Annotated in this window: 17 protein-coding genes; 1 reads left to right on the forward strand and 16 read right to left on the reverse strand. The window is 66.5% G+C overall.

The window, feature by feature from the left end; genetic code table 11:
- Positions 1-9: 9 nt before the first annotated feature.
- From NHH88_16095 to NHH88_16150, 12 genes are all read right to left on the reverse strand, one after another.
- The gene (locus NHH88_16095) at positions 10-2,127 is read right to left on the reverse strand and encodes a TonB-dependent receptor (protein ID USX17229.1); all 2,118 of its coding nucleotides are present in this window, start codon (positions 2,125-2,127) and stop codon (positions 10-12) included.
- A gap of 112 nt (positions 2,128-2,239) precedes the next feature.
- Positions 2,240-4,102, reverse strand: coding sequence for an EAL domain-containing protein (locus NHH88_16100; protein ID USX17230.1), 1,863 nt, complete (start codon positions 4,100-4,102; stop codon positions 2,240-2,242).
- Entirely contained in the window at positions 4,099-4,602 is a 504-nt protein-coding gene (locus tag NHH88_16105) for a YfiR family protein (protein USX17231.1), read from the reverse strand. Before NHH88_16105 ends, NHH88_16100 begins: the two co-directional genes overlap by 4 nt.
- The gene (locus NHH88_16110) at positions 4,592-6,559 is read right to left on the reverse strand and encodes a TonB-dependent receptor (protein USX17232.1); all 1,968 of its coding nucleotides are present in this window, start codon (positions 6,557-6,559) and stop codon (positions 4,592-4,594) included. Before NHH88_16110 ends, NHH88_16105 begins: the two co-directional genes overlap by 11 nt.
- A 209-nt stretch (positions 6,560-6,768) precedes the next feature.
- Entirely contained in the window at positions 6,769-8,931 is a 2,163-nt protein-coding gene (locus tag NHH88_16115) for an alpha-galactosidase (GenBank protein ID USX17233.1), read from the reverse strand.
- Positions 8,932-8,994: 63 nt separating this feature from the next.
- Entirely contained in the window at positions 8,995-9,822 is an 828-nt protein-coding gene (locus NHH88_16120; GenBank protein ID USX17234.1) for a DeoR/GlpR family DNA-binding transcription regulator, read from the reverse strand.
- Positions 9,823-9,917: 95 nt separating this feature from the next.
- Complete coding sequence (locus NHH88_16125) at positions 9,918-11,027, reverse strand: amidohydrolase (protein ID USX17235.1); 1,110 nt, start codon at positions 11,025-11,027, stop codon at positions 9,918-9,920.
- A 158-nt stretch (positions 11,028-11,185) separates the two neighbouring features.
- Entirely contained in the window at positions 11,186-12,199 is a 1,014-nt protein-coding gene (locus NHH88_16130) for an N-acetylglucosamine kinase (GenBank protein ID USX17236.1), read from the reverse strand.
- Positions 12,183-13,364 (reverse strand): SIS domain-containing protein, encoded by a 1,182-nt coding sequence (locus NHH88_16135; protein ID USX17237.1) that lies wholly within the window; start codon positions 13,362-13,364, stop codon positions 12,183-12,185. The genes NHH88_16130 and NHH88_16135 overlap by 17 nt, the downstream gene beginning before the upstream one ends.
- A gap of 2 nt (positions 13,365-13,366) precedes the next feature.
- Positions 13,367-14,668, reverse strand: a complete 1,302-nt coding sequence (locus tag NHH88_16140; protein USX17238.1) for a D-tagatose-bisphosphate aldolase, class II, non-catalytic subunit — start codon at positions 14,666-14,668, stop codon at positions 13,367-13,369.
- A 25-nt stretch (positions 14,669-14,693) separates the two neighbouring features.
- On the reverse strand, positions 14,694-15,614 hold the full coding sequence (locus NHH88_16145) for an EamA family transporter (GenBank protein USX17239.1): 921 nt from the start codon (positions 15,612-15,614) through the stop codon (positions 14,694-14,696).
- Between the two features lie 2 nt (positions 15,615-15,616).
- Positions 15,617-18,415: a TonB-dependent receptor gene (locus NHH88_16150; GenBank protein USX17240.1), complete on the reverse strand. Its 2,799-nt coding sequence runs from the start codon at positions 18,413-18,415 to the stop codon at positions 15,617-15,619.
- A gap of 242 nt (positions 18,416-18,657) precedes the next feature.
- Here NHH88_16150 and NHH88_16155 point away from each other — a divergent pair, with 242 nt between their 5' ends.
- Complete coding sequence (locus NHH88_16155; GenBank protein ID USX17241.1) at positions 18,658-20,115, forward strand: hypothetical protein; 1,458 nt, start codon at positions 18,658-18,660, stop codon at positions 20,113-20,115.
- 16 nt (positions 20,116-20,131) lie between these two features.
- Here NHH88_16155 and NHH88_16160 read toward each other — a convergent pair whose 3' ends face one another.
- The 4 genes from NHH88_16160 to NHH88_16175 all read right to left on the reverse strand — a co-directional run bounded on the left by NHH88_16160 (position 20,132) and on the right by NHH88_16175 (position 26,145).
- Positions 20,132-20,605 (reverse strand): carboxymuconolactone decarboxylase family protein, encoded by a 474-nt coding sequence (locus NHH88_16160; GenBank protein USX17242.1) that lies wholly within the window; start codon positions 20,603-20,605, stop codon positions 20,132-20,134.
- 118 nt (positions 20,606-20,723) lie between these two features.
- Positions 20,724-23,636, reverse strand: a complete 2,913-nt coding sequence (locus tag NHH88_16165; GenBank protein USX17243.1) for a hypothetical protein — start codon at positions 23,634-23,636, stop codon at positions 20,724-20,726.
- Between the two features lie 199 nt (positions 23,637-23,835).
- Entirely contained in the window at positions 23,836-24,708 is an 873-nt protein-coding gene (locus tag NHH88_16170; GenBank protein ID USX17244.1) for an RNA polymerase sigma-70 factor, read from the reverse strand.
- A 138-nt stretch (positions 24,709-24,846) separates the two neighbouring features.
- Positions 24,847-26,145, reverse strand: coding sequence for an MFS family transporter (locus tag NHH88_16175; GenBank protein USX17245.1), 1,299 nt, complete (start codon positions 26,143-26,145; stop codon positions 24,847-24,849).
- Positions 26,146-26,166: the final 21 nt, after the last annotated feature.

Consider the following 26,166-nt stretch of genomic DNA (forward strand, 5'->3'; position numbering starts at 1 on the left):
CCCCCGGCATCAGAAGAAGTAGCGCAGCGACGCTTCGAGCTGGGTGCGCGGCACCGTCGACACCAGCAGGCCGGCGGCGCTGCCGTAGGCGATGTCGCTGGCGAACTGGTGCGGCTGCAAGGTCACCGCCAGCGAACCCAGAAGCTTGCGGTAGTCGTAGCTGGCCTTCAAGGTGTAGCGCACGTAGGTCGGCATGTCGCGCCGCGCCGAGGGCGTGCCGCTGTAGTACGGGTTGCCGGAGGTAACATAGACGTCGCCGTTGAGACTGAGGTTGCCCGGACCGACGCGGTCGCGGTACTGGCCGCCGGCCTTCCACGTGTGGGCCGGCACCGAGAGCAAGGCGCCGGTTCCCGGCGGCGGATTGTCGAGCCGGGCGCGCAGGATGCGGCCGTAGCTCAGGTAGGCGCTGAGCGCGCGGTCGAACTGGTAGCGCGTGTCGAACTCGAACCCTTTGCGCGTGGTCCGGCCGGAGGCCAGGTAGACGTCCGGCGCCGTGTTGATGATCTCGTCGTCGTTGCGGATCGCGTACACCGAGGCGCCGACGTCCCAGCCGGCCGCAGGGCGCGCGTTCAAGCCCAGGTCGTGCGAGCGCACCTTGCTGGGGTCGATGTCCGCGTTGATACGGCCGCCGGACGCGCCGAGCGGGCCGAGGCTGCCGCTTGAGCTGATCTGCTCGGCGGACGGCGAGCGCAGGCCCTGCGCGACGTTGGCGTACAGTTCCAGCTCCGGCAGGGCGTTCCAGATCGCGCCGTACTTGGGCGTGAACGCCGCGCCCCGGTAGCCGGTCGAGGCGGCGGGCAACTTGCGGTTGAGCAGATCGTAGTCGAACCGGTCGTAGCGGGCGCCGGCGTGCAGTTTCAGCGCTGGCGCCACGCGGTACTGGCCCTGGACGAAGGCGCCGTACGATTGCAGGTCCAGATCCTGGTTGTTGAGATAGTTGGCGGTCGGCCGGTGGAACTGGTATTGGCGGCGCAGCGCGTCGCCGCGATCGATGCGGGTCTCGGCGCCGGCCGTCAGCACGGCGTCGTCGCCCAGGCGCCAGGTGTTGCCGGCGCGCGCGCCGTAGATCTTGCGGTCGTCGTAGCCGAAGGTGTGCTGGGTGGCGCTGGTGGCGATCGCGCGGCTGCGTTCGAAATCCTCGGCGTAGGCGGTGGCGAACCAGCCGGCGTCGCCGTTCGGGCGGCGGTTGAACACCAGGCTGGTGCGGTGGGCGTCGCCGAAGCCGGGCAGGCCGAACTGCGCGCTGTGCGGATCGAGCCCGGCTTGCAGGGCCGGCAGCGACAGGTAGCCGGCGCCGGCGTAGTCCGATCTATAGTGGCTGGCGCGCAGGCTGTAGACGCCGTCGCCGATGGTGGTCGACAGCTTCCAGAACACGTTGGCGCGCTCGTTGCTGGCGCCGTGGCGGAAGCCGTCCATGCGGAAGCGGTCGGCCACCAGCAGCGAGCGCACCGCGCCGTAATCGCCCGACAGCGTCAGCGACGCGCGGCGCCCACCGTAGCTCGACAGCGTGAGCGCGGCGCTGGGCGGGGTGGCGGCGCCGCCCTCGCGGGTGTCGATGACGACCGCGCCGGCGCGGTTCTGGTCGCCGTACAGCGCCGACACCGGCCCCTTGATCACGTCGACGGTGGCGATCATGTCCGCCGTCAGCCATTCGAGGAAGACCGGGCCGTGTCCGGCGCCGCCCTGGCTGGACGGGATATTTTGCGGCACGCCGTCGATGGTGACGGCGGTGTCGGCGCCGTGGGTGCCCTGGGTGGCGAAGCCGCGCATGCGGAAGCCGTTGCCGGTGTCGCCCTGGTCGATGTTGTTGGCGACCACGCCCGGCACGCGCTGGAAGATGTTCGACATGTCGCGGCCGACGGCCAAGGTGGCGATGTCGTCGGCCGTGATCGTGGTCACCGTGCCGGGCAGGCCCCTGGCGGCGACGCTCGGCGCGACGCGGCCGTCGTCGGCCTTGCTGCCCTTGATTTCGACGATCTGGTCCGGCGCCGGTTCGACCGGGTCCTCCGCAGCCATGGCGTTGCCCTGCAGCGCGAAGGCGAACCACACGGCGGGGGAGAGGGCGCGGGCGGAGCGGTCGGAGCGGGAGCGCGCGGCGGCCTGCGGACGGTGTGGGTGTGAAATCATGGGCGTCGGGAAATGGCGGTAAATGCAAGAAGGTTGCAATAATAAACGGCTGTGCCGCATAATGCAATACAGTTGCATTTGTGCCGTGCGCGCCGCCCGGCCGGCCCGACGGTCAGACCTGGGGGCGGCCGAGATAGCGCGCGGCGAATTCTTCCGGCGGGATCGGCTTTCCGAGCAGGAAGCCCTGGACGATGTCGCAGCCGGCCTCGCGCAGCCAGTCCAGCTGCGGCTGTTCCTCGACGCCTTCGGCCACGACCGCCAGGCCGAAGCCGCGCGCCAGCGCCAAGATGGCGTGGACGATGGTCTCGCCGCGCTTTGGCAGCAATTGCACGAAGCTGCGGTCGACCTTGAGCTGGTTGATCGGAAAGCATTGCAGGTAGGCCAGCGACGAGTAGCCGGTGCCGAAATCGTCGATCGCCAGCCGCACGCCGAGCGCGCGCACGGCCTGCATGAAGGCGATGGCGCCGTCGACGTCTTCCATCAGCACGCTTTCGGTCAGCTCCAGTTCAAGCCGGCCCGGCGCCAGCCCGCTTTGCGCCAAGGCGCGCGTGACATCGTCGATGAAGCACGGCTCGCGCAGCTGGCGGGCCGACATGTTGACCGCCAACGTCAAGGCCGGCGCGCCGTCGCGCTCCCACGCGGCGACCTGGTCGCAGGCGCGGTGCAGCACCCAGCGGCCCAGTTGCACGATCAAGCCGCTGTCCTCGGCGATCGGAATGAATTCGGCCGGCGACACCGGTCCGTGCTCCGGATGGTTCCAGCGCAGCAGCGCCTCGACCCCGACCAGCGCGCCGTCGGCGCAGCCGAACTGCGGTTGGTAGTGCACGGACAGCCGGTCCTGCTCGATGGCGCGTCGCAGCTCCCGTTCCAGCGCGGCGCGGCGCTGGGTGGCGGCTGTCATCGCCGGCACGAACTCGGCGAGCCGGTTGCGCCCGCCGTGCTTGGCGTGGTACAGGGCGGTGTCGGCGCTGCTCATCAGCTCGCCCATGGTGCCGGCGTCGTCCGGGTACAGGCAGAAGCCGACGCTGGCGGTGGCGAAGAACTCGCCCTGCTTGAGCTGGAACGGCGCCTGCAGCGCCTGCGTCACGCCGGCGGCCAGCGCCAGCGCGGCGGCGCGGTCCGGCACCGGGCCGGCGATGATCGCGAACTCGTCGCCGCCGATGCGGCCGACCAGATCGGACGCGCGCACCGCGCCGGTCAGCGCTTCGGCCACGTGCTGCAGCAGTTCGTCGCCGACGGCGTGGCCGGCGGTGTCGTTGACCAGCTTGAAGTTGTCGAGGTCGACCAACAGCAGCGCCAGTTGCTGACCCTCCGCCTGCGCGCGCTCGAGGTCGGCGGTCAGGCGGGCGTAGGTGGCGTGGCGGTTGGGCAGGCGCGTGACGTGGTCGGTGTGGGCCATATAGTCGAGCTTGCGCTCGGCGGCGGCCACCCGCGCCCGCGTCTTGCGGCTCAGCGCGGCCACCACCAGCATGGCCAGCAGCGAGGCGACCGTCAGCAGGCCGAGGTAGCGCAGCAGCACCGCGCGCAGCTTGGCGGTGCTCGTATGCAGCACCGTGCGGCCCAGCGTGGTGTCGCGGTAACGCACCGTGTCGGTCACGGTGATGATGCCGTCCGGTGTGGCGCCGTCGGGCGGCTGGCGTGCCGGCAGGCGGCTGTTCGGATAGGAAAACTCGGCGAACAGGTTGCCCTCTTTGTCGTAGACGCCGACCGCGCGCAGGCCGGGCGCGTAGCGGAACGCGTGCAGCGCGTCCCGGGCGGCGTCGCGGTCGCGGAACATCAGCGGCGCGGTCACGCTGTCGGCCACGATCGCCGCCTGCACCCTGGCGCCGTCGATCAGGGAGTGGCGCATGTCGAGCAACTGGTACGCGATCAGCACGGCGCCGGCGATCACCAGCGCGGCGGCGGCGGCGATGATCTGGCCGGTGCCGAGCGCGCTGGAAATGGACGCCCGGGCGGGGGCGGGCTGGCGCTTCATCGGACGTTCCTCGCCAGCTTCAACAGGCGCGAGCTGAAGCGCAGGCCGGCGCGCGCCGCCTCCGCAGTGTCGATGTCGAAACGCAGATGCTGGTCCTCCTCGACCAGCGCGACGGCGCCGGCGTAGCCGTTCTTGGGCTCGTCGACGATGGACAGGATGCCGCCGGCGGCGGCGGGGCGCTGGGCGCCGGCGCGCAATACCATGACATCGCACTGCGTTGCCGGTCCCGGCTCGACCACAGAGAGCTTGCGCTCGCCGACCGGCTTGCCCTGCAGCTTGCGCAGGCTGTCCCACAGGGCGTGCGCGCTGCTCAGGCAAACGTTCAGCGGCCGCGCCGCCTCGGCGCCGGGCCAGGTGGTGAATTGGGCGATGTTGTAGACGTAGGCCGCCTTGAGCGCGGCGTCGTCGGACTGCGCCCAGCCGGCCCGCGCCAGCACGAGCAGCGACAGCGCGGTGCACCACAGCAGCACCAGTTTCATGGTGTTCGGTTCAGAATGCATAACCGATCTTGGCGGTAATGGTGCGCCCCTCGCGTGGAATCGCTTCCTGCACGAACGCCGGACCGGCCGGGTCCGCGTAGCGGTGGTCGGCCGCGTTGTAGAAGCTGATGGACCAATCCAGGCCGCCCGCGCGCCTGCGCGCCGGCACCAGGGTCAGGTTCCAGGTGCAGAAGCCGGCGGCGGCGGCGTTTTCGGTGAGCCGGTCCGACATGCATTGCCCCTCTACGCCAAGCCCCAGCGCGCCGCCGGTGCCGGGCAGCGGCCAGGTGGCGTTGAGCTTGGCCAGGTGGCGGGGCGAATTGACCGGCCTGGCGCCGTCGCCATCGCGCACCTGTTGCCAGGAGTAGTTGGCGCGCAGCCGGGCGCCGCCGGTGAACAGGCGCTCGGCCGCCAGCTCGATGCCCCGCGCCGAGGCGCGCTCGGTGTTGCCGAAGACGAGCAGGCCGTCCTCGCGCAGGGTCTCGGCGATCAGGCCGTCGATGTGGTAGTGGAACACCGCCAGCGACAATTTGCTGTAGGCGTCCGGGCGGCGCTCCCACACCAGTTCATGGGTGGCGATCTCCTCGGCGCGCAACCCCGTGTTGGCCGCTTGGCCGCCTTCGCCCACACCCACCGCGTAATACGATTCGTAGGCGTTGGGCGAGCGGTAGGCGGTGCCGTGGATCAGCTTGAGCGTGTCGCGCGGCGAGGCTTGCCAGATCAGCGCCGCGCGCGGATTGAAGCGGGTGCCGGTGATGCTGTCGCGGTCGAAGCGCAGGCCGGCGTTGAGCAGCACCGTCGGCGCCAGCCGCACCTCGTCCTCGACGTAGGCGCCCAGGCGGTTGTCGGCGCGGCGGTCGTCCAGATTGCGCTGGTACGGGTCCAGGTCGAAGTTGAACTGGTCGCGCCGCGCGTTGCGCTGGGCGTCCAGGCCGGCCACCAGCTTGTGGCCGTCGATGCCGGTGAAGGTGGCGTTGACGTTCACGCCGTACCACGCGGCATGGTCGCCGTCGATGTTCCGGCGCGGCCGGCCCTCGTCGTCGGGGTAGCTGCCGACGCCCAGGTAATCGGCGCGGCCCCAGTCCACGCGGGTCGACACCGCCACCGTGTCGCTTGGCGCGGCGTTGTACGAGACGCTGGCGAAGCTCTGCGCGTCGCGCGTGTAGTTGGGGGTGTTGAACACTGCGCCGAACGAGGCCGTCGGCACGCCCTTGACGCGCGTGACATGGCCGGCGCTGAAGCCCCAGCCGTCGCGGCCGGCCTTGATGAAGGCGCCGCGCGTGCGCTCGTAGTCCAGGCCCTCGGCCAGGCCGTTGTTCTGCTCCGGCGTATCGAACTCGGAGGCGTACAGCGCGCCGCCGCGCCGCGTGGTCGCTTTGACCGACAGCAGCACGTCGGTGCCGTCCTGGGTGTGGTAGCCGTAGCTGGCGCGGGCGCGCCGCTCGCCCTTGCCGCCGACCGACAGCGTGCCCTGGGGGCCGGCCATGGCGCTGCCGGTCTTGGTGATGACGTTGATCACGCCGAACAGCGCGTTCGAGCCGTAGACGGCGGCGCCGGGGCCGGGCACGTACTCGATGCGCTCCACCAGGTCCATGTCGATCAGGCTGTCGTCGCCGATGCAGGCCTGGTCGTATACGCTGTCGTTGACGCGCACGCCGTCGATCAGCAGCAGGAAGCGGCTGTCGTAGTCGCCGGGGCGCAGGAAGCCGCGCGCGCCGAGGTAGTCGTAGTTGCGGTCGCTCGATACATACAGGCCGGGCAGGGTGGCCAGGGCGTCGCCCAGGGTGCGCCAGCCGTGCTCGCGGACATCCTGCGAGGTCAGCACGGAGACCGCCGACGGCGCCTCGCTGACGCGCTGGGCGAAGCGCGAGGCCGAGGTCACCATGGTGACCTCCATCAGACTCTCCAGCGGCAGGGTGCTCAGTTCTTCCGGGGGCGCGGCTTCGGCCTGGGCGGGGCCGGCCTGCAACGCCATCATTACAAAGAATGTGACGCAGCGGAGGCGCGGTGCACGGCGGTTGGATGTCTTCACGGTAGGGATCTATTATTGGCTTATGGAAAGTATGTTACTCCTTGTGAAGACTTCAAACGCCATTTTTTAACAATTTGAAAACCTTTCTGTGCGTTGTAGCAACAGCGCGCAGATCGGGGTTGCGCCGCAACCCCGAATCGCTTAGACCGGACCGCTTAGACGCGGCTGGCCTCGAGCAGCAGCGCGCGCTCGAAGCGCAGCGTCACCTTGGGGGTGCCGGCACCGCCGCGCACCTCGCCCAGGTCGCGTCCGTCGACATAGTCGCGCAGGCGCCAGCGGCCGGCGCCAAGCCCGCGTATCTCCACCGGCCCGTCCCAGCGCGGCGCGTAGAAGGCGAAATACAGCCTGCCGTCCTTCTCCACGGCGTGGCCTTCGGGCTTGTCGAAGCCGATGTCGTACAGTTCGCCCCGGTATATGCCTTTGGGCAGCATCTTGTCGCGGTAAATGCCGATCCACTTGCGCCACTTGTCCTCGCGCTGCGGCGTCAGCAGGAAGCTGTCCTTCGGTTTGGGATCGACCGGCCAGGTGAACTTGGTCGACAGCACCGCGCCGATGCCGATGGTCGAGGCGAAATCCTCGCCGCCGTCGCTGAGTTCGACGTGGTCGCCCGCGTACGGCGCCGACGGCCCCATCAGCGCCTTCAGCGTCTTGCCCTTGTGGCGCACCTGCCACGACGACAGCGGGTCGGCGGCGGGCGCCTGGTTCATGTACGGCATGTTGTGGAAGGAGTAGGAGGTGCCGCAGGGGCACAGCTCGACCACCGCCTTCGGGTTGATTTCCATCGCGGTGTCGTACACCATCTTCCAGAAATCCTGCAGTTTCTCGACCGACTCCTCGGGACGCGCGTGCTTGTGGGCCGGGTTGTGGCAGGGCGCGACGCCGTTCAGGTGCTGGCCGTCGAGTTTGAGGCCCTGGTAGCCCCATTCGCCGAGGATCTTGCGCACCAAGTCGCGGGTCATGTCGATGGTGGGCTGGTAGGCCGGGCACAGGTACAGGCTGTTCCACCAGCTGACCAGTTGCGGGGCGCCGTCCTTGTCGAGCAATAGCATGTCGGTGTGGTCGTGCAGCAGGTCCGAGCCCGGGTCGACCGCGAGCGGCGTGATCCACAGGCGCGCCTTCAGGCCGGCTTCCTTGATCGAGCCGACCAGGCCACGCATGTCGGCCTCGCCGCCGGGGAATTTCTTGGTGTCGAGCTTCCAGTCGCCCTCGTTGGTCTGCCAGCCGTCGTCGAGCACCGCCCATTCGAGGCCCAGTTCCTTGGCTTTTTTCAAGGTGCCGACCATCAGCGGGACCGTGAAATCGCGTTCGTAGCCCCAGGCGCACCAGATCGGCTCGTAGCATTCGTCGGGGCAGTCGGGCGAGCGCAGTCCGCGCTCGGCCATCACCTGGCGGTAGCGGTCCAGCGCGCCGAAGTAGTCACCCGTGTGCAGCGCCAGGAATGTGTCGAGCGTGGCTAGCGATTCGCCCGGTTGCAAGGTCGCTTCCAGTTCGCATTCGACGGCCAGCGCGGCGCCGCCCTTGACCGCGCGCACCGGCAGGGCCACCAGGCGGGGGACCGTGTCGATATGGCCGACGGCCAGGCCGCAGTCGCGCCGCCAGACGTCGGCCGCCGGCGTGCCGCTGCCGTAGTCGGAGGCGTTCATGCCCATGAAATTGCGCTGGTCAAAGCCGGCCGTCAGCGGCTGGACCCAGTCGCGCCGGTCCAGGTGGCTGGCGCCGGAGTAGGTCCAGAACTCTGGCTTGCGGCCGGCGGCGGGCTGCAAGGTGTGTGCGCTGTTGCTCCAGGCGGTGATGGCGAGCGGGGTGGCGCCGATGTTGCGGTAGCCGACGCGGATGATGGCGAAGCCGGGATGACGGTCGTAGAAGGTGACGTTGACGGTCTTCTCGACGCCCTCGGCGGCCGCGCCGGTGAAGCGGTGGCGCACGCCGGCGCCGTGCGGGCCGTCGACGCGGTCGGCCGCCTGCGCCGTCAGCGCGAAGCGCTCGATCCAGCGGCCGTCTTTGAGCCGCAACCTTTCGCTGGGCGCGAAGGCGGTGATGGCGGCGGCGCGGGGCCCGTGTTTGGACACTACGCGGCAGCGCAGCTGGCTGTCGAATTCCAGCGCCATGGCAGCGTCGCCGATGCGCGCGACGTGCTTGCCGCCGCCCTTGGCGGTGGCCATTGTCGCCGCCTCGGCGGCCCAGGCGGTGGAGGCCACCGGCACCGCCACAGCCGTTCCGGCCAGCCATCCCAGCAGCGTGCGGCGCCGCTGGTCATGCTCCTTGTCGTGTCCCTGGTCCTTGTCCCGGTCGTTGGCTTTTTGATGCGCTTGCTTCATACATCTCCTCGTCTGTCTTGTAGGTGGACTGCTTGGCCGGCGCGGGGCGGCCGCAGCGACCGCCTACACCAGCACGACTTGTGCGCCGCGTGCCCGCAGCGCTTCGACCGTCTCCGGCGCCGCGCCGGCGTCGGTGATGATGCGGTCGACTTGTTCGATCTTCGCGATCACGGACAGGCTGCGCCGTCCGATCTTGGACGAGTCGCCCACCGCGACCACGCTGCGCGCGATCTCCAGCATGCGCGAGTTCAGGCGCGCTTCCAGCAGATGCGGCGTCATCACGCCGATCTCCGGATCGAGGCCGTCGAAGCCGAGGAACAGGATGTCCGCGTGCAGACCCTGCAACGCCGCCTCGGCCTGCGGCCCGCCCAAGGAATACGAACTGGGCCGCAGCACGCCGCCCAGCATGATCAACGTCACGTGCGGCGCGCCGGCCAGCAGCACCGCGATGTTGAGCGCGTTGGTGATGACATTGATCGACTGCAGCTTCAGGCCGCGTATCTGCTTGGCGATTTCCGCCGTCGTCGTGCCCGAATCGAGCACGATGGTTTGTCCTTCGCCGATCAGTTGCACGGCCGCCTCGGCGATGCGCATCTTCTCGGCGCGGCGCAAGGTCTGCTTGACGCCGATCGGCAGGTCCTCGTCGGCCCGCTGGGCCAGCGCGCCGCCGCGCGTGCGCACCACCGCGCCGATCTCGGCCAATGCGTTCAGGTCGCTACGGACGGTCACTTGCGAGATGTCGAACATCGTCACCAGTTCGGCCACCGTGATTCGGCCGCGCTCGGCGACCAGCTCGCGGATGTGGCGGCGCCGTTCTTCCACGAGCAGGTTGTTTTCGGCCGGCGCTTCCTTCGCTATGGCTTTCGTTTCCGTCTTCTGGGTTTTTTTCATTGCCGATCTTTCCGATTTTGCGCAAATAAAGAGTGTTCCCGATGATACAGGACGCCCGGCGCGAAAAGAATCGAAAGTTCGGCGCTATTCTTTGTTCAACCCCCGGAGGCCCTTGCCGGCGCGTTTTGCCAGGCGTTCGGGAAGGTTTTTTCGGCGTTTTCACGGAACAGCTTGTCGATCACCGCGCGCGGCAGCGACAGGCCGCGCACCGGCGCATCCAGTTCCGGCACCGTGAGGGTGTCGCCGGTGGCGAAGTAGCGCCAGTCGCGCCGCCAGACGGTGTGCAGGTCCTTGGCGAAATCGGCGTCGGCCTGGTCGGCCGATTGCGCAAGATCGGAGCCGTACATCAGGCGGTCCTGATAGCGGACGAAGAACGCCCGCACCCGCCCGAGATCGTGCTGCGACTGGTACTGCAATTGGCCGATGCGCGCGGCGACATCGACATTCACGGTGGGGTGGGTGTCGAGGAAGCGCGCGAGGCTGTCTATGTCCCATTCGAGCGACGCCAGGTGGACGCCGGTGAAGCGGAGTTTCGGATGCTTGGCCAGCAGGCGGTCGCGCGCGGCCATCTGTTGTTCGTAGCTTGGCATCTCGGGGTGCCGGTACATGTGGTAGGCCGGATGGGCCTTGAAATATTCGCGGTCGCTGTTGACTGTCATTTTTTCGAGCGGCAGCCAGCAGTTGTGCGGTTCGCCCTGGTGGCCCAGCACCATGGTGCCGCGCCGGGTCAGGCCGTCGAACAGACGGTCGAAGCGGGCGTCGTCGACCATCACCAGTTTGCCGGTGGCGTCGCGCAGGTCCATGCCGATGTTTTTCCAGACCTTGACGCCGACGGCGCCGTCGGCCAGGGCGGCGTCGAGGTCTTTTAGCGTTGCTTCTGTCCAGCCGGGCTGCTCGAAGCCTTTGGTGGAGAACGTGGCGACCCAGGCGACGTCCTTCGGGTGGGCGTGCGCCAGTTTGCTGGCGACCTGCCGTTGACGCGCCGGGGGAGGGAAGTCGCCGTAGTCGACGTTGATGGTCAGCGCGCGGAAGTTGTCCTTGCGGGCTTGCGCGAGGTAGGCGGTCTGGCTGTCGCCGTGCAGGTGCAGGTGGGCGTCGATCTTCGGCACTTTGTCGAAGTCGGCCATGGTGTAGTTGTCGTCGGCTGCGCGGGCGGGCAGCGCGGCCAGTGCGGCGAATAGCATTGAAATGAGAGTGGAACGCATTGGTGCTTCCTCTTGTATTGGTGGTTGCGTATGCCGGGTGTCCGCATGCATGGCCGATTACGCTTCGCTAATCCGCCCTACGTGTATCTGTGGTCTCGTGCTTGTCTGGACCACGGTTGCACGTAGGGCGGATTAGGCGGAACGCCGTAATCGGCCATTTATGCGCCGTGGCGCCGCATCGTATGGCCAATCATGTCGGGCCAACCGGTCCTAAATTCCGCCAATCTCCGCAACGCGACCGCGTCGAGCGGCGTGCCGGCGTTACGGGCGGCGTACAGCGCGGCGCCAATCACCGGCGCGAACAGCGGCGGCGACACCCGGTACGGGCGGGCGCGGCCCGCCAGCGCCTTGGTGAGCGACACCCGCAACGGTCCGTCCGGTCCAACCAGCCCGCCGGTGAATGACACCGCGACATCGACATCGTCCGCCACGCCCAAGGTGGCGCGCACGGCGTCGACCAGGTCCGCCAGCTCCCCGGCGGCGGCCTCGATGATCGCCACGGCCTTGCGGTCGCCAAGCGCGGCGGCCTCGCTCACCAGACGCGACAAGCTCGCCACGCCGCTGCGTTCCCGCTTCAGATCGCCGTAGACCACGCCACACAGGTCCAGGTCCTCTTCCAGCGACAGGCGCTGGCGCACCAATTCATACAGTTCGCCGCGCGGCACCCGGCCGTCGCTCATGCGCGAAAACAAACCCAGCCCGGCGCGGGCGATCCAGTGCGCCGAACCCTCGTCGCTGAACAATTCACCCCAGCCGCCGGCACGCGCCTGCCTGCCGGCGACCTCGCCGTAGGCCATCGAGCCGGTGCCGGCGATGATGCTGATGCCGTCGGCACAGCCCAGCGAGCCCGCCCAGCTGCACACCATGTCGTTGCCGCAGCGGTAGCGGTGGTGGCCGAGGATGGCGCGCGGCAGCGCGTCGAGCGCGGGCATCACGGCGCGGTCTTCGCCGTAGGCGGGCAAGCCGAAAAAAGCTTGCGCGATGTCGTCGGCGCCGACGCCCGCGGCGGCGAACAGCGCGCGGCAGCCGCGCTCCAGCATCGCGGCGGCGCCTTCCAGTCCCACTTCAAGATAGTAGGCGCTGCCTTCCTCGTGCCGCGCGCGCACGTTGCCGTCCGCGTCCACCAGTGCGAACGCGGTCTTGGTGCCGCCGCCGTCAACGCCCAGAAACATCGTTTTTTCCTTCACATGGATAGATCGTCACGCCGCGCACCACGCGGTTGACCGTGCCCGAGACGCTTGGCGTATCCGGGCGCAGGCCGAGGTCGAGCGATTGCAGCAGCGCGTAGCTTTGGCAGAATACGATATACGGCAGCGCCAGCGCCAGTTCATCGGCGTGGTCCATGCCGTCCAGCAGCAGGCAATCGTTCCCCAGCGCCGGGTCGGCGATGCCGCTCAGCGCCAGGACGCGGCCGGCGCGCCCGTCGTTGCGCAGCTCGCGCAGCAGGTCGAGATCGTAGCGGCGCGCGTGCGTGTCGTTCGACAGCATGACCACCACCAAGGTGCTGTCGTTGACGATGGTCTTCGGTCCGTGGCGGAAGCCCAGCGGCGAATCGAACAGCGCCACCACTTGGCCGTCGGTCAGTTCCAGCAGTTTCAGCGCGGCCTCGCGCGCCAAGCCGCGCAGCTCGTTGCTGCCGAGGTAGACGACGCGGTCGAAGCGCCGCGCCACCAGCTCGCTCAGCAGCGGCAGGGCGCTATGCAGCAGCTGGCGTGCGGCGGCCGATGGCGCTTGCACGGCGTCGTCCGCGACCGCGTCGAACGCCAACGCAGCCGACAGCAGCATCGAGGTGAAGCTGGTGGTCATGGCAAAGCCACGGTCATGCGTCGCCTCCGGCAGCAGGATTGCCAGCGCGTTGCTGCAGCCCTCTGCCATGCGATACAGCTCGCCATCGGCGTTGCAGGTGATGACCAGGTGGTGCACGTTGGCGACCAGTTGGTCGGCCAGCGCCACGGCGGCCACGCTTTCCGGGCTGCTGCCGGAGCGGCCGAACGAGACCAGCAGGGTCGGCACCGCCGGTTGCAGGAACGATAGCGGACCGGATACCAGGTCGGTGGTCGGCACGGCCTCCGCGCGCAGGCCTTGGCGCAGCAGGGCGGGGACCAGGCATTCGCCGATGAAGGCCGAAGTGCCGGCGCCGGTCAGCACGATGCGCAGGTCCGGCCGCGCCAGCAGCGGGGCGAGGAAGGCGTCGACGTCGGCGCGCCGGCTTTTCAGCAGTTCGGCGATCTTCGGCCAGACGGCGCCTTGTTGTGCGACTTCGCGCGCCGTCAGGCCCGCGCCCGCCGCGTCCAGCCGGTCCTCGTCGATACCGAGGATGCTTGTTTTACTGTCCACTACTAACATGTTTCCAACTCCTTTGTTGCGGCGCCTGCCGTGCAGGCGTCCATATATTGACGCAGTACTTTGGCCACGCCTTCCTTGAGCAAGTCTGCCGGACGGTTGGGCAGGCGGCCTTCGCGCACCGCTTCGTACTGGGCCGGCAGGTACTGGCTCAGCAGGGTCAGCGGCGGCGCGTTGTGTTCCAGGTAATCGATCAGAGCGGTCTGGGCTTGCTGGATCGCCGGGTGCGGCCAGTAGTAGCGAATCCGGTCGCTCAGGCTGTACTGTTGGTCGAAGCGGGCGCGCACCGGATCGCCGTAGTACTTGAGCCAGTAGCCGGGTTCGGCGCGCATGGTCTCCAGCACAACGTTCTTGAAGTTCGAGCCGGGGCGGCCGTCGAGCATTTCCTCCTCGATGTCGGCCAGCGCCCACAGCGTCTCGCGCAGCGCGAAGGTCAGGCCGGGGCCGACCTTGAGGATGGCGAAATGGTCGCGCACCAGCGCGGCCAGGCTGTCGCGGATCTGGTAGTCGGTCGAATGGGCCTCGTAGACCAGGGTGGATTCGCCCTCGATGAAGCGGCTCAACTCGCGCGCCTTTTCCGGCCTGTAGTCGATCACCTTGTGGTGGTCGAACTCGACGCCGGGCTGCACCACCAGTCCGACCACGCGCGGCCACGCGGCGTGCAGGCCGGCTTCGGCAAAGGCTGCGCGGTGTACGGCGCTGGTGGCGGCGGCGGCCTGCGGCGTGGTGACCGCCAGTTCGTCGAGGTCCTCATGCGCGCCGCCGGGCACCGGCACTTCGGTGCCGACAATGTAGACCGGGGCCTCGCCGCCGGCTTGCTTCCAGGCGGTTTCGGCGACCGCGCACAGACGGGCCGCGCGGCGGGCGACGATGGCGTCGGGCAGGGGCACCGGATCGCCTGCGCAGGACATCGAGCAGTCCAGGTGGATCTTGCGGAAGCCGGCCAGCACGTATTGTTCGATCAGCAGTTCGGCTTTCGCCATGGCGTCGTCGGCCGGCTGGTCCTGCCAGGCGTTCGGGCCCAGATGGTCGCCGCCCAGCAGCACGCGTTCACGCGCCAGGCCGACCTTGTCGGCGATGCCGTGCACGAAGTCGCGGAAGGTGGCCGGCGTCATGCCGGTGTAGCCGCCATCCTGGTTGACCTGGTTGGAGGTGGCCTCGATCAGCACCGGCTCGCCGGCGGCGGCCGCCACTTCCATGGCCGCTTCGATCACCAGCGGATGGGCCGAGCACACCGAATAGATGCCGGCCGCTTCGCCGGCCTTGTGGCGCCGCACCAGATTGAGAAGATATTGCATGTCAGGTTCCTTGAAGTCTGTGTGTTCAGGCGGATGGGTTGTCGTCCGGCTGCAGCGCCAGGCACAGCGCTGCAGCAAGCGACAGTGCGATGCCGGCAAGCTTGTAGCCGTTCGGCAGCGTGGCCGCCACGGTCATGGCGATGACCGTGGTCAGCAGCGGCGCGCCGGCATTGACCATTGGCGAGACCACCAGCGCCTTCCCGTGCCGGAAGGCGTGCACCAGGGTGAGGGCGCCGACCGCGTTGAGGATTTGCGTGACGGCTGCCAGCAGCGGTCCGCTTGGGCCGTAGTTGATCGGCTGCGAGAAGTCGGTCATCGCCAGCGCCACCGGAATGAAGAGCAGGGCGCTGGCGGTCATGTAGAAGAAGATGCTCTCCGCGTCCATGCTGGCGTTGGCCAGTTTCATGAAGTAGGCCTGCAAACCCCAGGCCAGCAACACGCCGATGGCCAGCACGAACCATAGCCCGTACTGTCGTGGCGCGCCGCCCGGCGTGAAGTCGAAGAGCGGCAGCGCGCACACCGCCAGCACGATGCCTGCCACGCCGAGCATGCCTGTGCGCTCGCGCAGGAACAGGTAGGACAGCGCGATGGTGATCACCGGCGACAGCGAAATCAGCGGGAATATCAGATAGGTCGGCCCGGCCTTGACGGCGTAGAACAGGATCATCTGTCCGCCCGCGCCGAGCAGGCCGATGGTGAGGCCGAAGGCGATGGAGCGGCCGTCGCGCCGCACCCGCCAGCCGTTGCGCGCCAATACCAGCAGGGCTGGCGGCACCATCGTCAGCGCCCACACAACGTAGATCAGCGTTTCGGGAAAGCCGTTCTGGCCGGGCAGGCCGGCGAAGGCGCCCCACACGCCCCACAACAAGGTGGTGGTCAGCGCGTAGCCGAGCCAACCGGTGGGACGCGCGCCGGCTTTGTTCGTCATCGTTATCGAAGAGGTCATGTTTAGAACTTCACGCTCATGCCGGCGGCGTAGGTGCGGCCCCAGGTTTCGAAGCCGTACTGCGCGTCGGAGCGGCCCAGGTTGGAGCGCATGACCGCATCGCCGAGGTTTTTGCCTTCGACGAACAGCGTGATCTTCGGGGTGATGTCCCACGAGGCCGAGGCGGTGATCCACGTCAGCGAATCGACCTTGTTCGGGAAGCCGGCGATCACGTTGGTGCTTTGCGTGTATTCGCCGGTGTAGTCGAACGAGATCGAGGCGTTGACGCCGCTCTTCTCGTACAGGAAGCCGATCGACGAGGCGGTTGGCGCCACGCCTTCGAGCTGGCCGACGTATTCGCCGCCCTGGTAGGCCTTGGTCCATGTCTTGGCGAACTTGGCGTTGATGCCGAAGCCGTTGTCGAACAGGTGCTGGACGCCGATCTCCATGCCGCGCACGCGGGCCTTGTCGCCGTTGACCGGGTGCGTGACGGTGTACAGGTAGCCCGGTACGCCGATATCGACCTTTTCGTCGGTCTGGTAGGTGACGAAATTCTTGATCTGCTTGGCGAAGACGGCCGCTGTGATCGCGGACTTGGGACGGTAGTACCATTCGACCGACAGGTCCTGCTGCACGGCCGTCGTCGGTTGCAGGTTCGGATCGCCGACGATGTTGAGGATGTAGCTGCGGTCGAGCGTGTTGTCGGTGCGGGTCGGCGCCAACTTGTCGAGCGAGGGACGGGCCATCACTTTGGCCAGCGCGCCACGCACCACGAAGTCGTCGCGGGCCCACCAGCTCAGGTTGGCCGATGGCAGCAGCTTGGTGTAGCTGCCGTCCTGCGACACCGGCACGGCCGGGCTGTATGTCACGATCGGACTGCTGGTCGGGATATCCGGCGTGGCGTCGTCGATGGCGACGATCTGGTCGATCGCGCTGCGCGAGCTGGTTTTGGTGCGCACCAGGCGCGCGCCGATGTTGCCGTTCCAGTTTTCGCCGGACAGCTCCAGCTGGCCGTGCAGGGTGGCTGTCTTTTCGCGCACCGAGTAGGAATCGGTCGGCACGAACACCGGTTGCGACTTGCTGACGTCGAAAGTCTCGCCGGTCGGGTTGCCGCTGTCGTCGAGGACCGGTTTGCCGTCCAGGCTTTTGAGCGCGGCAAAATAAGCCGGCACGTCGAAGCGCATGAACGTGCCGGGGAAGCTGCCGCCGGCGTTGCGCATGTAGTTCGGCAGGGTCATCGGGCTGACGACGTCGGCGCCCAGCGACGAGAAAGTGGTCGAGTACATATTGCAGTACTGGCAGGCGCCGCCGCTCTTCTCGTTGCCGATGGCGTTGCGGTCCTTCTTGCGGTTGGTGGCGCTGACGCCGAACTGCAGCCCGTCGACGTGCCAGCGGCCGTCCAGCGACAGGCGGCCGTCGAGCGTGGCGCCGTCGACGGTGTCCTTGATGTCGGTGCCGGTCAGGCCGGCGAAGTGGACGCCGTAATCCTTGTTGCCCAGGCGGCCGGCGGCCAGTTCGGTGGCCAGGTCGCGGCCGTCCTCGAGAGTGACGCGGATGTCCGGCAGGCGGCCATTGTTTGCGCGGTAGTAGCCGGTGTTGCGGCCGCCGATGCCGGCGACCACGAAGCTGTCCTTGCCGCCGGAATTGCGCTCCGACGTCGAACGGTACAGGTCGCCCGACAGTTTGAGCGCGGGGGTGGGCTTCCAGTCGCCGTGCCAGCCCAGTTGCCGGGTGTCGACCACGCGGTCGGTGGTGACGTTGCTCATTTCGGGCACCAGGTCGCTCACCGTCATGCTGGTGATCAGGCGGTCCTTGATCACCACGTCGGACCAGCGGCCGGGCGCGTGTTCGACATAGTAGGACTGCTGGTAGCCCACCTGCGGGGAGTCGAGGCGGGTGGCCAGCGCGTCGACCGTCATGCGGAATTGCGGCGTGACCTTCCATTCGAACGCGCCGGACAGCGCGGTGCGCTTCTTTTCCTCGAAAATGGATCCGAAGGAGATGCAGCAAGGCGCTAGCAAACCGCTTTCGCCGGTGCCGATGGCGCCGTCGCCGTTGGCGTCGAAGCTGCCCGGCGAATCGGCATTGAAGGTTTGGTAGCCGAGCGAATCGGTACGCACGTTGCGTTTGGAAAGCACGGCGCCGACGATCACGCCCATGGTGTTGTTGTTGAAGGTGTTGCTGACGACGCCGGAGAGCTTGCCGCCGTTCTTGCGCGACAGGTCGTTGCGGTCGCCCTCGAAGCGCACCGACGCGTGGTATCCGGGATTGTCCATCGGCCGCGCCGAGCGCAGGTTGACGGATCCGCCGATGCTGCCTTCCATCTGGGCCGCTTCGGCCGATTTCATCACGTCGGCGCCGCTGATCACCTCCGACGGCAGCACGTCGAAGGCGAAGTCGCGGCCGTCGCCGTCGGTGGCGAGGATGCGCTTGTTCAGGGTGACGATGTTGTAGCCCGAGCCCAGCCCGCGCACATTGATGTACTGGCCTTCGCCGCCGCGTGTGCGCGAGACCGAGATGCCGGAGATATGGGTCAGCGAGTCGGCCACGTTATCGTCCGGGAAGCGGCCCAGCTCCGTCGCCGAGATCGAATCCTGGATCACGTCGGCGTTGCGTTTCAGTTCCAGCGACCGGGCCAGCGCGGCGCGCGCGCCGGTGACCACCACGACCGGCGGCGGTTCCTGCGCCGCGCCGGATTGATCCTGGGCCGGCGCGGCCGGCGCTTCCGGTTGAACCTGCGCATATGCCATGCCGCATAAAGCCATCTCCACCGCCACCGCCATCAACGTGCGCCGAAGTCCCTTGCCGATTGCTCCATCCATGCCATTCTCCCGTTTTTTGTTGTCTGGTACCGATAGTAATAAAACGAAATCGGAAATGCAAGGAACTTTCGAAGTCTTTCGTTATGTGTTGTGTTAACCGCTTTAAAAGCTAAATAACGGCATTGGCTCGTCGAATCGAAATATTTCGAAAGTTTCTTGTATTTTCTTTGTTTGCTTACTACTATTCTTTTCGCGACCCGGATGAGATGGCTGGTCGCTTAACCTAACTGGAGAGAACGCCTATGAACTGTGTCAAAACTATCGTTAGCCGCGTGGTTGCCGGCCTTCTGCTGTCAAGCTGTATTGGCGCCGCGCTTGCCGCCAGCATGACCGTCAACCCGGGCCAGTCGATCCAGGCCGCCGTGGATCAGGCGGGCGCTGGCGATACCATCCGGGTGCTGGCCGGCACTTACGCGCAAAAGGTGTCGATTTCGGGGAAATCCGGCACCGCTAGCGCCTTCATCACATTGAAGGGCGATCCGGGAGCCATCATCAGCGGCAGCGGGTTGAGCCCGTCCGGCCGGCAAGGTCTGATCACCATCAAGAATTCAAATTATGTGCGGGTGGACGGGTTCGACGTGACGGGATTCACGTCGAGCGGCAGTAATACGCCGGTCGGCATTCTGATCGAAGGGAACGGCGCGAAGCTGCAGATCGTCAACAACAAAATCCACGACATCCGCAACACCAGCACCTGCAAGGACCCGTGCTCGGTCGGCGCCCACGGTCTGGCCGTGCTCGGCACGAACGCGACCGGCGTCACCGACCTGCTGGTGCAAGGCAACGAAGTGTATAAAAACGTGCTGCAGGCCAGCGAGGCGCTGGTCATCAACGGCAATGTGGACCGCTTCGAGGTGCTGAACAACAATGTGCACGACAATAACAATATCGGTTTCGATTTCATCGGCTACGAAGGCGAGTGCTCGGCGTGCGGCGAGAGCGACCGGGTCCGCAATGGCATGGTGCGCAACAACGTCGCGAAAAACAATTCGAGCACGAGCAACCCGTGGTACGGCGGGGAGGGCTCGGCCGGCGGCTTTTATGTGGATGGCGGACGCAATATTGTTTTCGACCGCAACATCTCGACCGGCAACGACATTGGCTTTGAATTCGCGAGCGAACACAGCGGCAAGGCTACCGAAGACATCGTGATGACCAATAATTTCGTCTACAACAACCGCGAGGCCGGTTTGTCGGTGGGCGGCTATTCGTCGGGCGCTGGCCAGGCGCGCCGCATCCATGTGAACAACAATTCCTTCTATAAGAACATGGGCTGGGGGGCGGAGGTGGTGTTCCAGTACAAGGTGATCGACTCGCGCTTCAGCAATAACATCTTCCATGGAGAAGGCACGATCGCGGAAAACTACCTGCAAGAGGGGAGCGGTTATAGCGGCAATGTATGGGGCGTTAATCTGTGGTGGGGCAGCGCGTCCGGCTCGACCAACCTGCCGGGCACCCAGGTCAAGGCCGATCCGCGTTACGTCGCGCCGCAGACCGGCAATCTGAACCTTCAACAGACGTCGCCTGCCATCAATGTCGGCAACGCCGGCGCCGCGCTGACCACCTGGACTTCGCCGCTGTGGGCGACATATTTCCCTTCCGGCGCGATCCCCGTCAACGGCGTCAAGGACATCAACGGCCAGGCGCGGGCGGAAGGCGTGATCGATCTCGGCGCGGACGAGTACGGTACCGCCCCATAACTGAAAGATTCGGGCTTTAGAATCCCGGCGCCGGCACCTCCGGGATTTGGTTATGCAAACTGGCGTTGATCACGTTCCAACCACGGATCACCGCGATTGCGTAGCTGAGTTCGGCGATCGCGGTCTCGTTGAAATGTTCTTTGAGCTGGGCGAAATCGGCGTCGGTCGGCTGCTTGTGGGGCAGCGCGTTGACGGCTTCGGCCCAGTTCAGGGCCGCGCGTTCGCTGTCGCTGAAGAACGACGACGGCGCCTCGCGCCAGCCGGCGATGGCGTTCAGGTGGCGCGGATCGGCGCCTTGTTTGATCAGGTCGCGCCAGTGCATGTCGATGCAGACGCCGCAGCCGTTGATCTGCGATATGCGCAAATTGACCAGTTCGACCAGGCGAACGCCCAGCGAGCTTTTCTTGACCGACGCCGACAGCGCGATCATGGCTTGCAGATTGGCTGGGGCGACGGAGTAGAAGGAGGAAATGCGGGCGGTGTGCGTCATGATGATGCCTTTCAAAGGGGGAGGCGCACCATTGCGCCCCTCATACCTTGTTAGACGGGTCACCCGTAGCGCCTGTGACAGCTTTTAGAAAATAGTTCGCGGCGCGGTTGTGGGAACTTCATGACTGACCGGTACGCTCACGGCCTCGCCTTGCCGGTGCATTGCGCCGGGTTGACACGCGTCGAGGCGGCGGGCGCGGTGTCGCCAGCGCATCGCTAAGCCGACTGATGAACCCTTGCTCGTCGCCGCGCGAACCGCCCCTGGCCGCCGCCGCCACCGCCGGGCCCAGCGCCCGGGTGGCGATGTGCCGCCCCAGGCTGCGATAGCTGTCGAACTGGCTTTCGTCGAACCATTGGTCGGCCGTCGTTTCGTGCGGAAAAGATGGATGCAAACGGCTGTAGTTGAAAATGTCGGCGTTCTCGCCACCGGTCAGCGCCGGCTTCAGGTACAGCAGCACGCCTTCGTGGCTGCCGCCGTCGGCCTGGTGGTAATGGACGCGGCCGCTGACAAAACTGCCGCGCGGCGCACCGCCGGCCACGCCGGGCAGGTTGGCCACGTCCAGCGTGATCGGCACGTTGAAGTCGGTCAGGCATTCGCGGATGGCGTTGCCAAGGTCCTCGAAGCGGTCGTCGTTGTCGCAGCTGGCGTCGACCACAACGATCAGTTGGCAACGGCGCCGCACCAGCTCGTATAAGCCGAGGTTCTCGAAATGGCCGCCGTCCGACAGGTAGACGAAGTCGGATTCCGCGTTGGTCAGGCCGAATAGCTCCTTGACGATGCAAAACAGGCCGAACGCCGGCGAGGCGCGTTGCCAGTTGGCCTGGGCCGGATTGGGCGACCAGCGTCCAAGGCGCAGATTAAACAAGGTCATCAGGAAGCTCAGCGGCGGCGATGAATGGTAGCCCATGTTGGGGCTGGCGGCTGCGCCGGAGATCGCGACGGCGGTGCCCAGTTTGATGCCGTTGTCGTGGTCGTCACCGAAGGCGCTGTGCGTGGCGTAGGCGGCGGTGGGGCGGAAGCCGCCGGCCGCGCCGTTCGCGGCCGGCAGTTCAAAGCCGCAAAAAGCCGGGCTGAAAACAAAGTTGGCGGCCTTGCGGGTCTGCCACGCCAGTTCCGTGCCTTGCACCAGGTTGACCGCGCTGTTGAACAGGTGGTAGGGCCGGGGCACCGGCCCGGCCCGCAACGGCTCGCCCGGCGGCGGACGCGGATGCAGCAAGTCCTTCAGCGGCAGGTCGTCGCCGGGATCGAACCCGGTGAAGGGATGCGGCAACCGGGCGGTGTTGCTGGCGCCGAAATAGGCGCGGGCCAGGCGCAGCCGGTACATCATATAAAGCGAAAATTTATTGATGTCCACCCGCCAGCCCAGTAGCAAGGCAGCCAGCGCACAGGCTGCCATGGTTGGCAGGAGGTCGCGCCAGGCAAGGTTATCGCTGAGCGTCAGGTAGCGGTCGAAGAATAGCGCCAGGACCGCTGCGGTGTCGAAGGACGGTGGATACGTGACGGCTGGCAGGCCGCCGGCGATCAGCATCAGCAAGCCGGTGGTGAGCAGGCCGAGAAACAGCAGACTGAACGCGTAGGGCGCCAGTTGGGCCACCAGTTCCAGCCTGCCGGTTTTGCCAGGATGGCCGGTCCCTTTGCCGCTGCCCGAGCGTAAGCCGAGGTAGGTGACCAGGGTGGTGAAGCCGGCGGCCAGCGACGCCGACGTGACGTATTGGTCGAATGCCCAGGCCAGCAGCGGCGGCAGATAGAACGTGGCGCAGCACACCACCAGCCAGGCCACCGCCATGATCACGGTCCAGGCGCCTTGGCGAGCCCACCATTCGCGGCTGGCGTCGCTGTAGAGGCGGCCGATCAGCCCGATCATCAAGGTCATCGTCACGCCGAAGACGCACAGCATGGCCGGCATCCCCAGCGTGACCAAATGGACGTTGATCAAACCGCTCAAGGCGGCGGCGCCCAGGCTTTTGCAAAGCCACACCGTCAGCAGGGTGCCGACCGCCAGCGCGCCGATGGCGCACAGGGCGTGGCCCAGCGCCTCCGAGCCGGTCTGGCGCCACGTCCCCGGCGAGAAGCGCCAGCGCTTCGGCGCGTCCGGCGCCAGCGCCGCGTGCCGGTTCAGAAATTGCGCCAGCAGCCAGCCGCCGCCCCAGAACAGCGAGTACACGAGGCCCGGCAGCAGCAGGTAGGCGGCCTGGCGGGATGGAAAGGTGAGTTCGTCCAGATAGCGGATCATTTCGTCGCGGTATTGAACGAAGGCGATGCTGCCGAGGAAGGCGGCGATCATCAGCGGGTAGCAGACGCTGCGCAGCACCCACTTCTGATCCTGCAGCCAGCCGTAGGTTTGTAGCACCGGCCCCTTAAGCGAGATATTCAATGCCATGCTGGAGACGCACAACAGGAAAATGAGTGCGCCGAGCGGCAGGACGATGGCTCGCTGGTGGTCGCGCAGTGCGTCGACCACCAGCAGCATCACGCGCGGCAGCAGGAACAGCAGCGCCATCCAGGTCACCAGCATGGTCATGTTGAGCAGCGTGTTGCGCACGTAGGTGCAGATCAGCGTCCAGGTGTCGGCGGTGAACAGGCCGCTCTTTGGCGTCAGGTAGTTGCTGTACTTGCGCAGGAATTGCACTTCGGGCGGCTCTGACCGGGGAGCGGGGCCGTCGCCGGCGCTGCGCAGTTGCTTCTCCACTTCAGCCACGCCGCCCGGCTCGCCATGTATCCATTTGCTCAGCCAGCCGCCGATGTAGCCGCCGCCGGACACGGTGGAGAGGTAGTCGAATTTGCTCAGCAAGCCCAGGTCCGCCAGCGCCTGCAGGACGCCCAGATTGAACGTCGCGCTGCGGATGCCCCCGCCGGACAGGGCCAATCCGGCGAATTGCCGCTTCGCCGCCTTGTCGTAGAGCGACGACAACACGGCCGCCTTGGGCTCACCGTCGTCGGCTGCCGTGGCCGATGATGGTGCCGGCGTGAACAGCGCTTGTTCTTGGGCGAACACGTCGGCGAACGTATGCAGCGTTTGTTTATCAGCCATGACATCTCTCCTTGATTTTTCTCAAGTCGTTGAAGCCGCTTGCATGATAAGCATACGCCCGCACGGTGAAACGGAGTACCTTCTGATATAAAAAATATAACTGTTGTAATTACGAAAATCTGCGACGTAAAAATTGCAATTGTGATATTTTTATGGGTTGGCAGATGCGTGGCGACTCCGCAGCCGCCCGTGGCAGCTTCTAGAAAGTAGTTTGCGGAATGCCCACCAGCTTGTCCGGGTTCCTCACCACCAGCACGGCGGCGATGCGGCCGTCCTCGATGACGAACGATTGGGCCGACTCTAGTTTACCTTCGACATAGCGCAGTAACCCGGGTTCACCGTTGACCCTGGCCTGACGGTAGGCGACGTTGCGCGGGTACTGGTGCTCCAGCGACCAGAACACGCCCGCCACCCGGCCGGCGCCGCGCAGGATGCGCAGGAACGATTTGATCTTGCCGCCGCCGTCGGACACCAGTTGCACGTCGTCGGCCATCATGGTCTTCATGGCGGCGCGGTCACCGGCCTGGGCTGCGGCCATGAAGCGTCCCAGCAGGGCGCGATGCGTGTCTTTTGGCACGTCGAAGCGGGGCGTTTGCTGCCGCACCCGCTCCTGGGCGCGGTGCACCATCTGCCGGCAGGCGGCTTCGCTCTTGCCCAGCATGTCGGCGATGTCTGCGTAGTCGTGGTCGAACACTTGCCGCATCAGGAAGGCGGCGCGCTCCTCGGGAGAGAGGCGTTCGAGCACCCACAAGAAAGCCATGGATACCTCACTGGCCATTTCGGCGCTGCTTTCGGGCGTGCGCTCGTCGAGCTCGACGATTGGCTCCGGCAGCCACCAGCCGACATATGTCTCTCGCTCGGCCTGGCGCGCGCGCAGGCGGTCGATGGCCAAGCGGGTGGTGAGGGTGACCAGCCAAGCCTCGGCGGACTGCACCGCCAGCTGGTCGCTGCCGTGCCAGCGCAGCCAGGCGTCCTGCACCACGTCCTCGGCATCGGCGCGCACGCCAAGCATGCGGTAGGCGATGGCGAACAGGCGGGGCCGGAGGGCGGTGAAGGCGGCGGAGTCGGTCATGGTGTCGGCAAGTGGAGTGGTCTTCCCTGCTAGACGCGCGAATCGCGCGTTTTGTGACATCCTGTCGCAACTGTCGGCCGGGCCGACCGCTGATGTGGCGTGGCGCTCCCGTCCGGATTGGCCCGGGAGCGCCTTGTTTCAGTGATCCGTATGCAGATACGACGGCGTTTTGGGCAGGCGCATGCTGAACAGGAAGGCGATCACCATCATCACCGTGACATAAATAAAGAACCAGTTCTCGTGGCCCAGGTTCTTGAACGTGAGGCCGACGAATTCCGCCGAGCCGCCGAAGATGGCGTTGGCGATGGCATAGGAAAATCCGACGCCCAGGGCGCGCACTTCCGGCGGGAACATCTCGGCCTTCACCAGGCCGCCGATGGAGGTGTACAGGCTGATGATCGCCAGCGCCACCGTGATCAGCGCGAAGGCGATGTAGGGGCTGGTGTTGCCGCGCAGGATGGCCAGGATCGGGTAGGTCGCCAGCGCGCCCAGCGCGCCGAACAGCATCATCGAATGGCGGCGGCCGATGCGGTCGGCCAGCATGCCGAACAGCGGTTGCATGCACATATACACGAACAGCGCGCCGGTCATGACCACGCTTGCCGTCTTGGCGGGCATGCCGGAGGTGTTGACCAGATACTTCTGCATGTAGGTGGTGAAGGTGTAGAAGATCAGCGAACCGCCGGCGGTGTAGCCGAGCACGGTGATGAAGGCGGCGCGGTGGTTCTTGAAGATGCCCGCCAGGGTGCCGGCATCCTTGTTCTTGCTGTCCTCCGGCTTGATGGTTTCGTGCAAGGTCCGGCGCAGCATCAGCGAGACGACGGCGGCGATGGCGCCGAGCACGAACGGGATGCGCCAGCCCCAGGCCTTGAGTTCAGCCTCGGTGAGGAACTGCTCCAGCACCACCACGGTCAACACCGCCAGCAACTGGCCACCGATCAGGGTCACGTACTGGAACGAGGAGAAGAAGCCGCGCTGGCCGCGCAGCGCCACTTCGCTCATGTAGGTGGCGGTGGTGCCGTATTCGCCCCCCACGGACAGGCCCTGGAACATGCGGATGATCAGCAGCAGGATCGGCGCGGCGACGCCGATGGTGGCGTAGGTCGGCAGCACCGCGATCGCCAGCGAGCCGCCGCACATCATCAGCACGGAGATGACCATCGACTTCTTGCGGCCAACGCGGTCGGCGATGCGGCCGAACATCCAGCCGCCGATCGGGCGCATCAGGAAGCCCACCGCGAAGACGGCGGCGGCCTTCAGGAATTCGGCGGTGGAGTTTCCGCTAGGGAAGAACTGGCTGGCGAAGTAGATCGACGCGAACGAGTAGACGTAGAAGTCGAACCATTCGACCAGATTGCCGGATGATGCGCTGATGATGGCGAATACCCGCTTGCGTTTTTCTTCGGCGGTGTAGTGGGGTTGATCGGTGGTGGCCATGTGGGTTCCTTGCGAGCTGGT

It is taken from the genome of Oxalobacteraceae bacterium OTU3CAMAD1 (assembly GCA_024123915.1).
Taxonomy (GTDB): Bacteria; Pseudomonadota; Gammaproteobacteria; order Burkholderiales; family Burkholderiaceae_D; genus Rugamonas.

Coding starts and splice junctions, on each gene's coding strand:
- NHH88_16120 (USX17234.1), bottom strand. CDS start 9,822: ATGAAAAAAACCCAGAAGACGGAAACGAAAGCCATAGCGAAGGAAGCG.
- NHH88_16110 (USX17232.1), bottom strand. CDS start 6,559: ATGATGGCGTTGCAGGCCGGCCCCGCCCAGGCCGAAGCCGCGCCCCCG.
- NHH88_16160 (USX17242.1), bottom strand. CDS start 20,605: ATGACGCACACCGCCCGCATTTCCTCCTTCTACTCCGTCGCCCCAGCC.
- NHH88_16095 (USX17229.1), bottom strand. CDS start 2,127: ATGATTTCACACCCACACCGTCCGCAGGCCGCCGCGCGCTCCCGCTCC.
- NHH88_16170 (USX17244.1), bottom strand. CDS start 24,708: ATGACCGACTCCGCCGCCTTCACCGCCCTCCGGCCCCGCCTGTTCGCC.
- NHH88_16130 (USX17236.1), bottom strand. CDS start 12,199: ATGTTTCTGGGCGTTGACGGCGGCGGCACCAAGACCGCGTTCGCACTG.
- NHH88_16150 (USX17240.1), bottom strand. CDS start 18,415: ATGGATGGAGCAATCGGCAAGGGACTTCGGCGCACGTTGATGGCGGTG.
- NHH88_16115 (USX17233.1), bottom strand. CDS start 8,931: ATGAAGCAAGCGCATCAAAAAGCCAACGACCGGGACAAGGACCAGGGA.
- NHH88_16165 (USX17243.1), bottom strand. CDS start 23,636: ATGGCTGATAAACAAACGCTGCATACGTTCGCCGACGTGTTCGCCCAA.
- NHH88_16125 (USX17235.1), bottom strand. CDS start 11,027: ATGCGTTCCACTCTCATTTCAATGCTATTCGCCGCACTGGCCGCGCTG.
- NHH88_16140 (USX17238.1), bottom strand. CDS start 14,668: ATGCAATATCTTCTCAATCTGGTGCGGCGCCACAAGGCCGGCGAAGCG.
- NHH88_16155 (USX17241.1), top strand. CDS start 18,658: ATGAACTGTGTCAAAACTATCGTTAGCCGCGTGGTTGCCGGCCTTCTG.
- NHH88_16105 (USX17231.1), bottom strand. CDS start 4,602: ATGCATTCTGAACCGAACACCATGAAACTGGTGCTGCTGTGGTGCACC.
- NHH88_16100 (USX17230.1), bottom strand. CDS start 4,102: ATGAAGCGCCAGCCCGCCCCCGCCCGGGCGTCCATTTCCAGCGCGCTC.
- NHH88_16175 (USX17245.1), bottom strand. CDS start 26,145: ATGGCCACCACCGATCAACCCCACTACACCGCCGAAGAAAAACGCAAG.
- NHH88_16145 (USX17239.1), bottom strand. CDS start 15,614: ATGACCTCTTCGATAACGATGACGAACAAAGCCGGCGCGCGTCCCACC.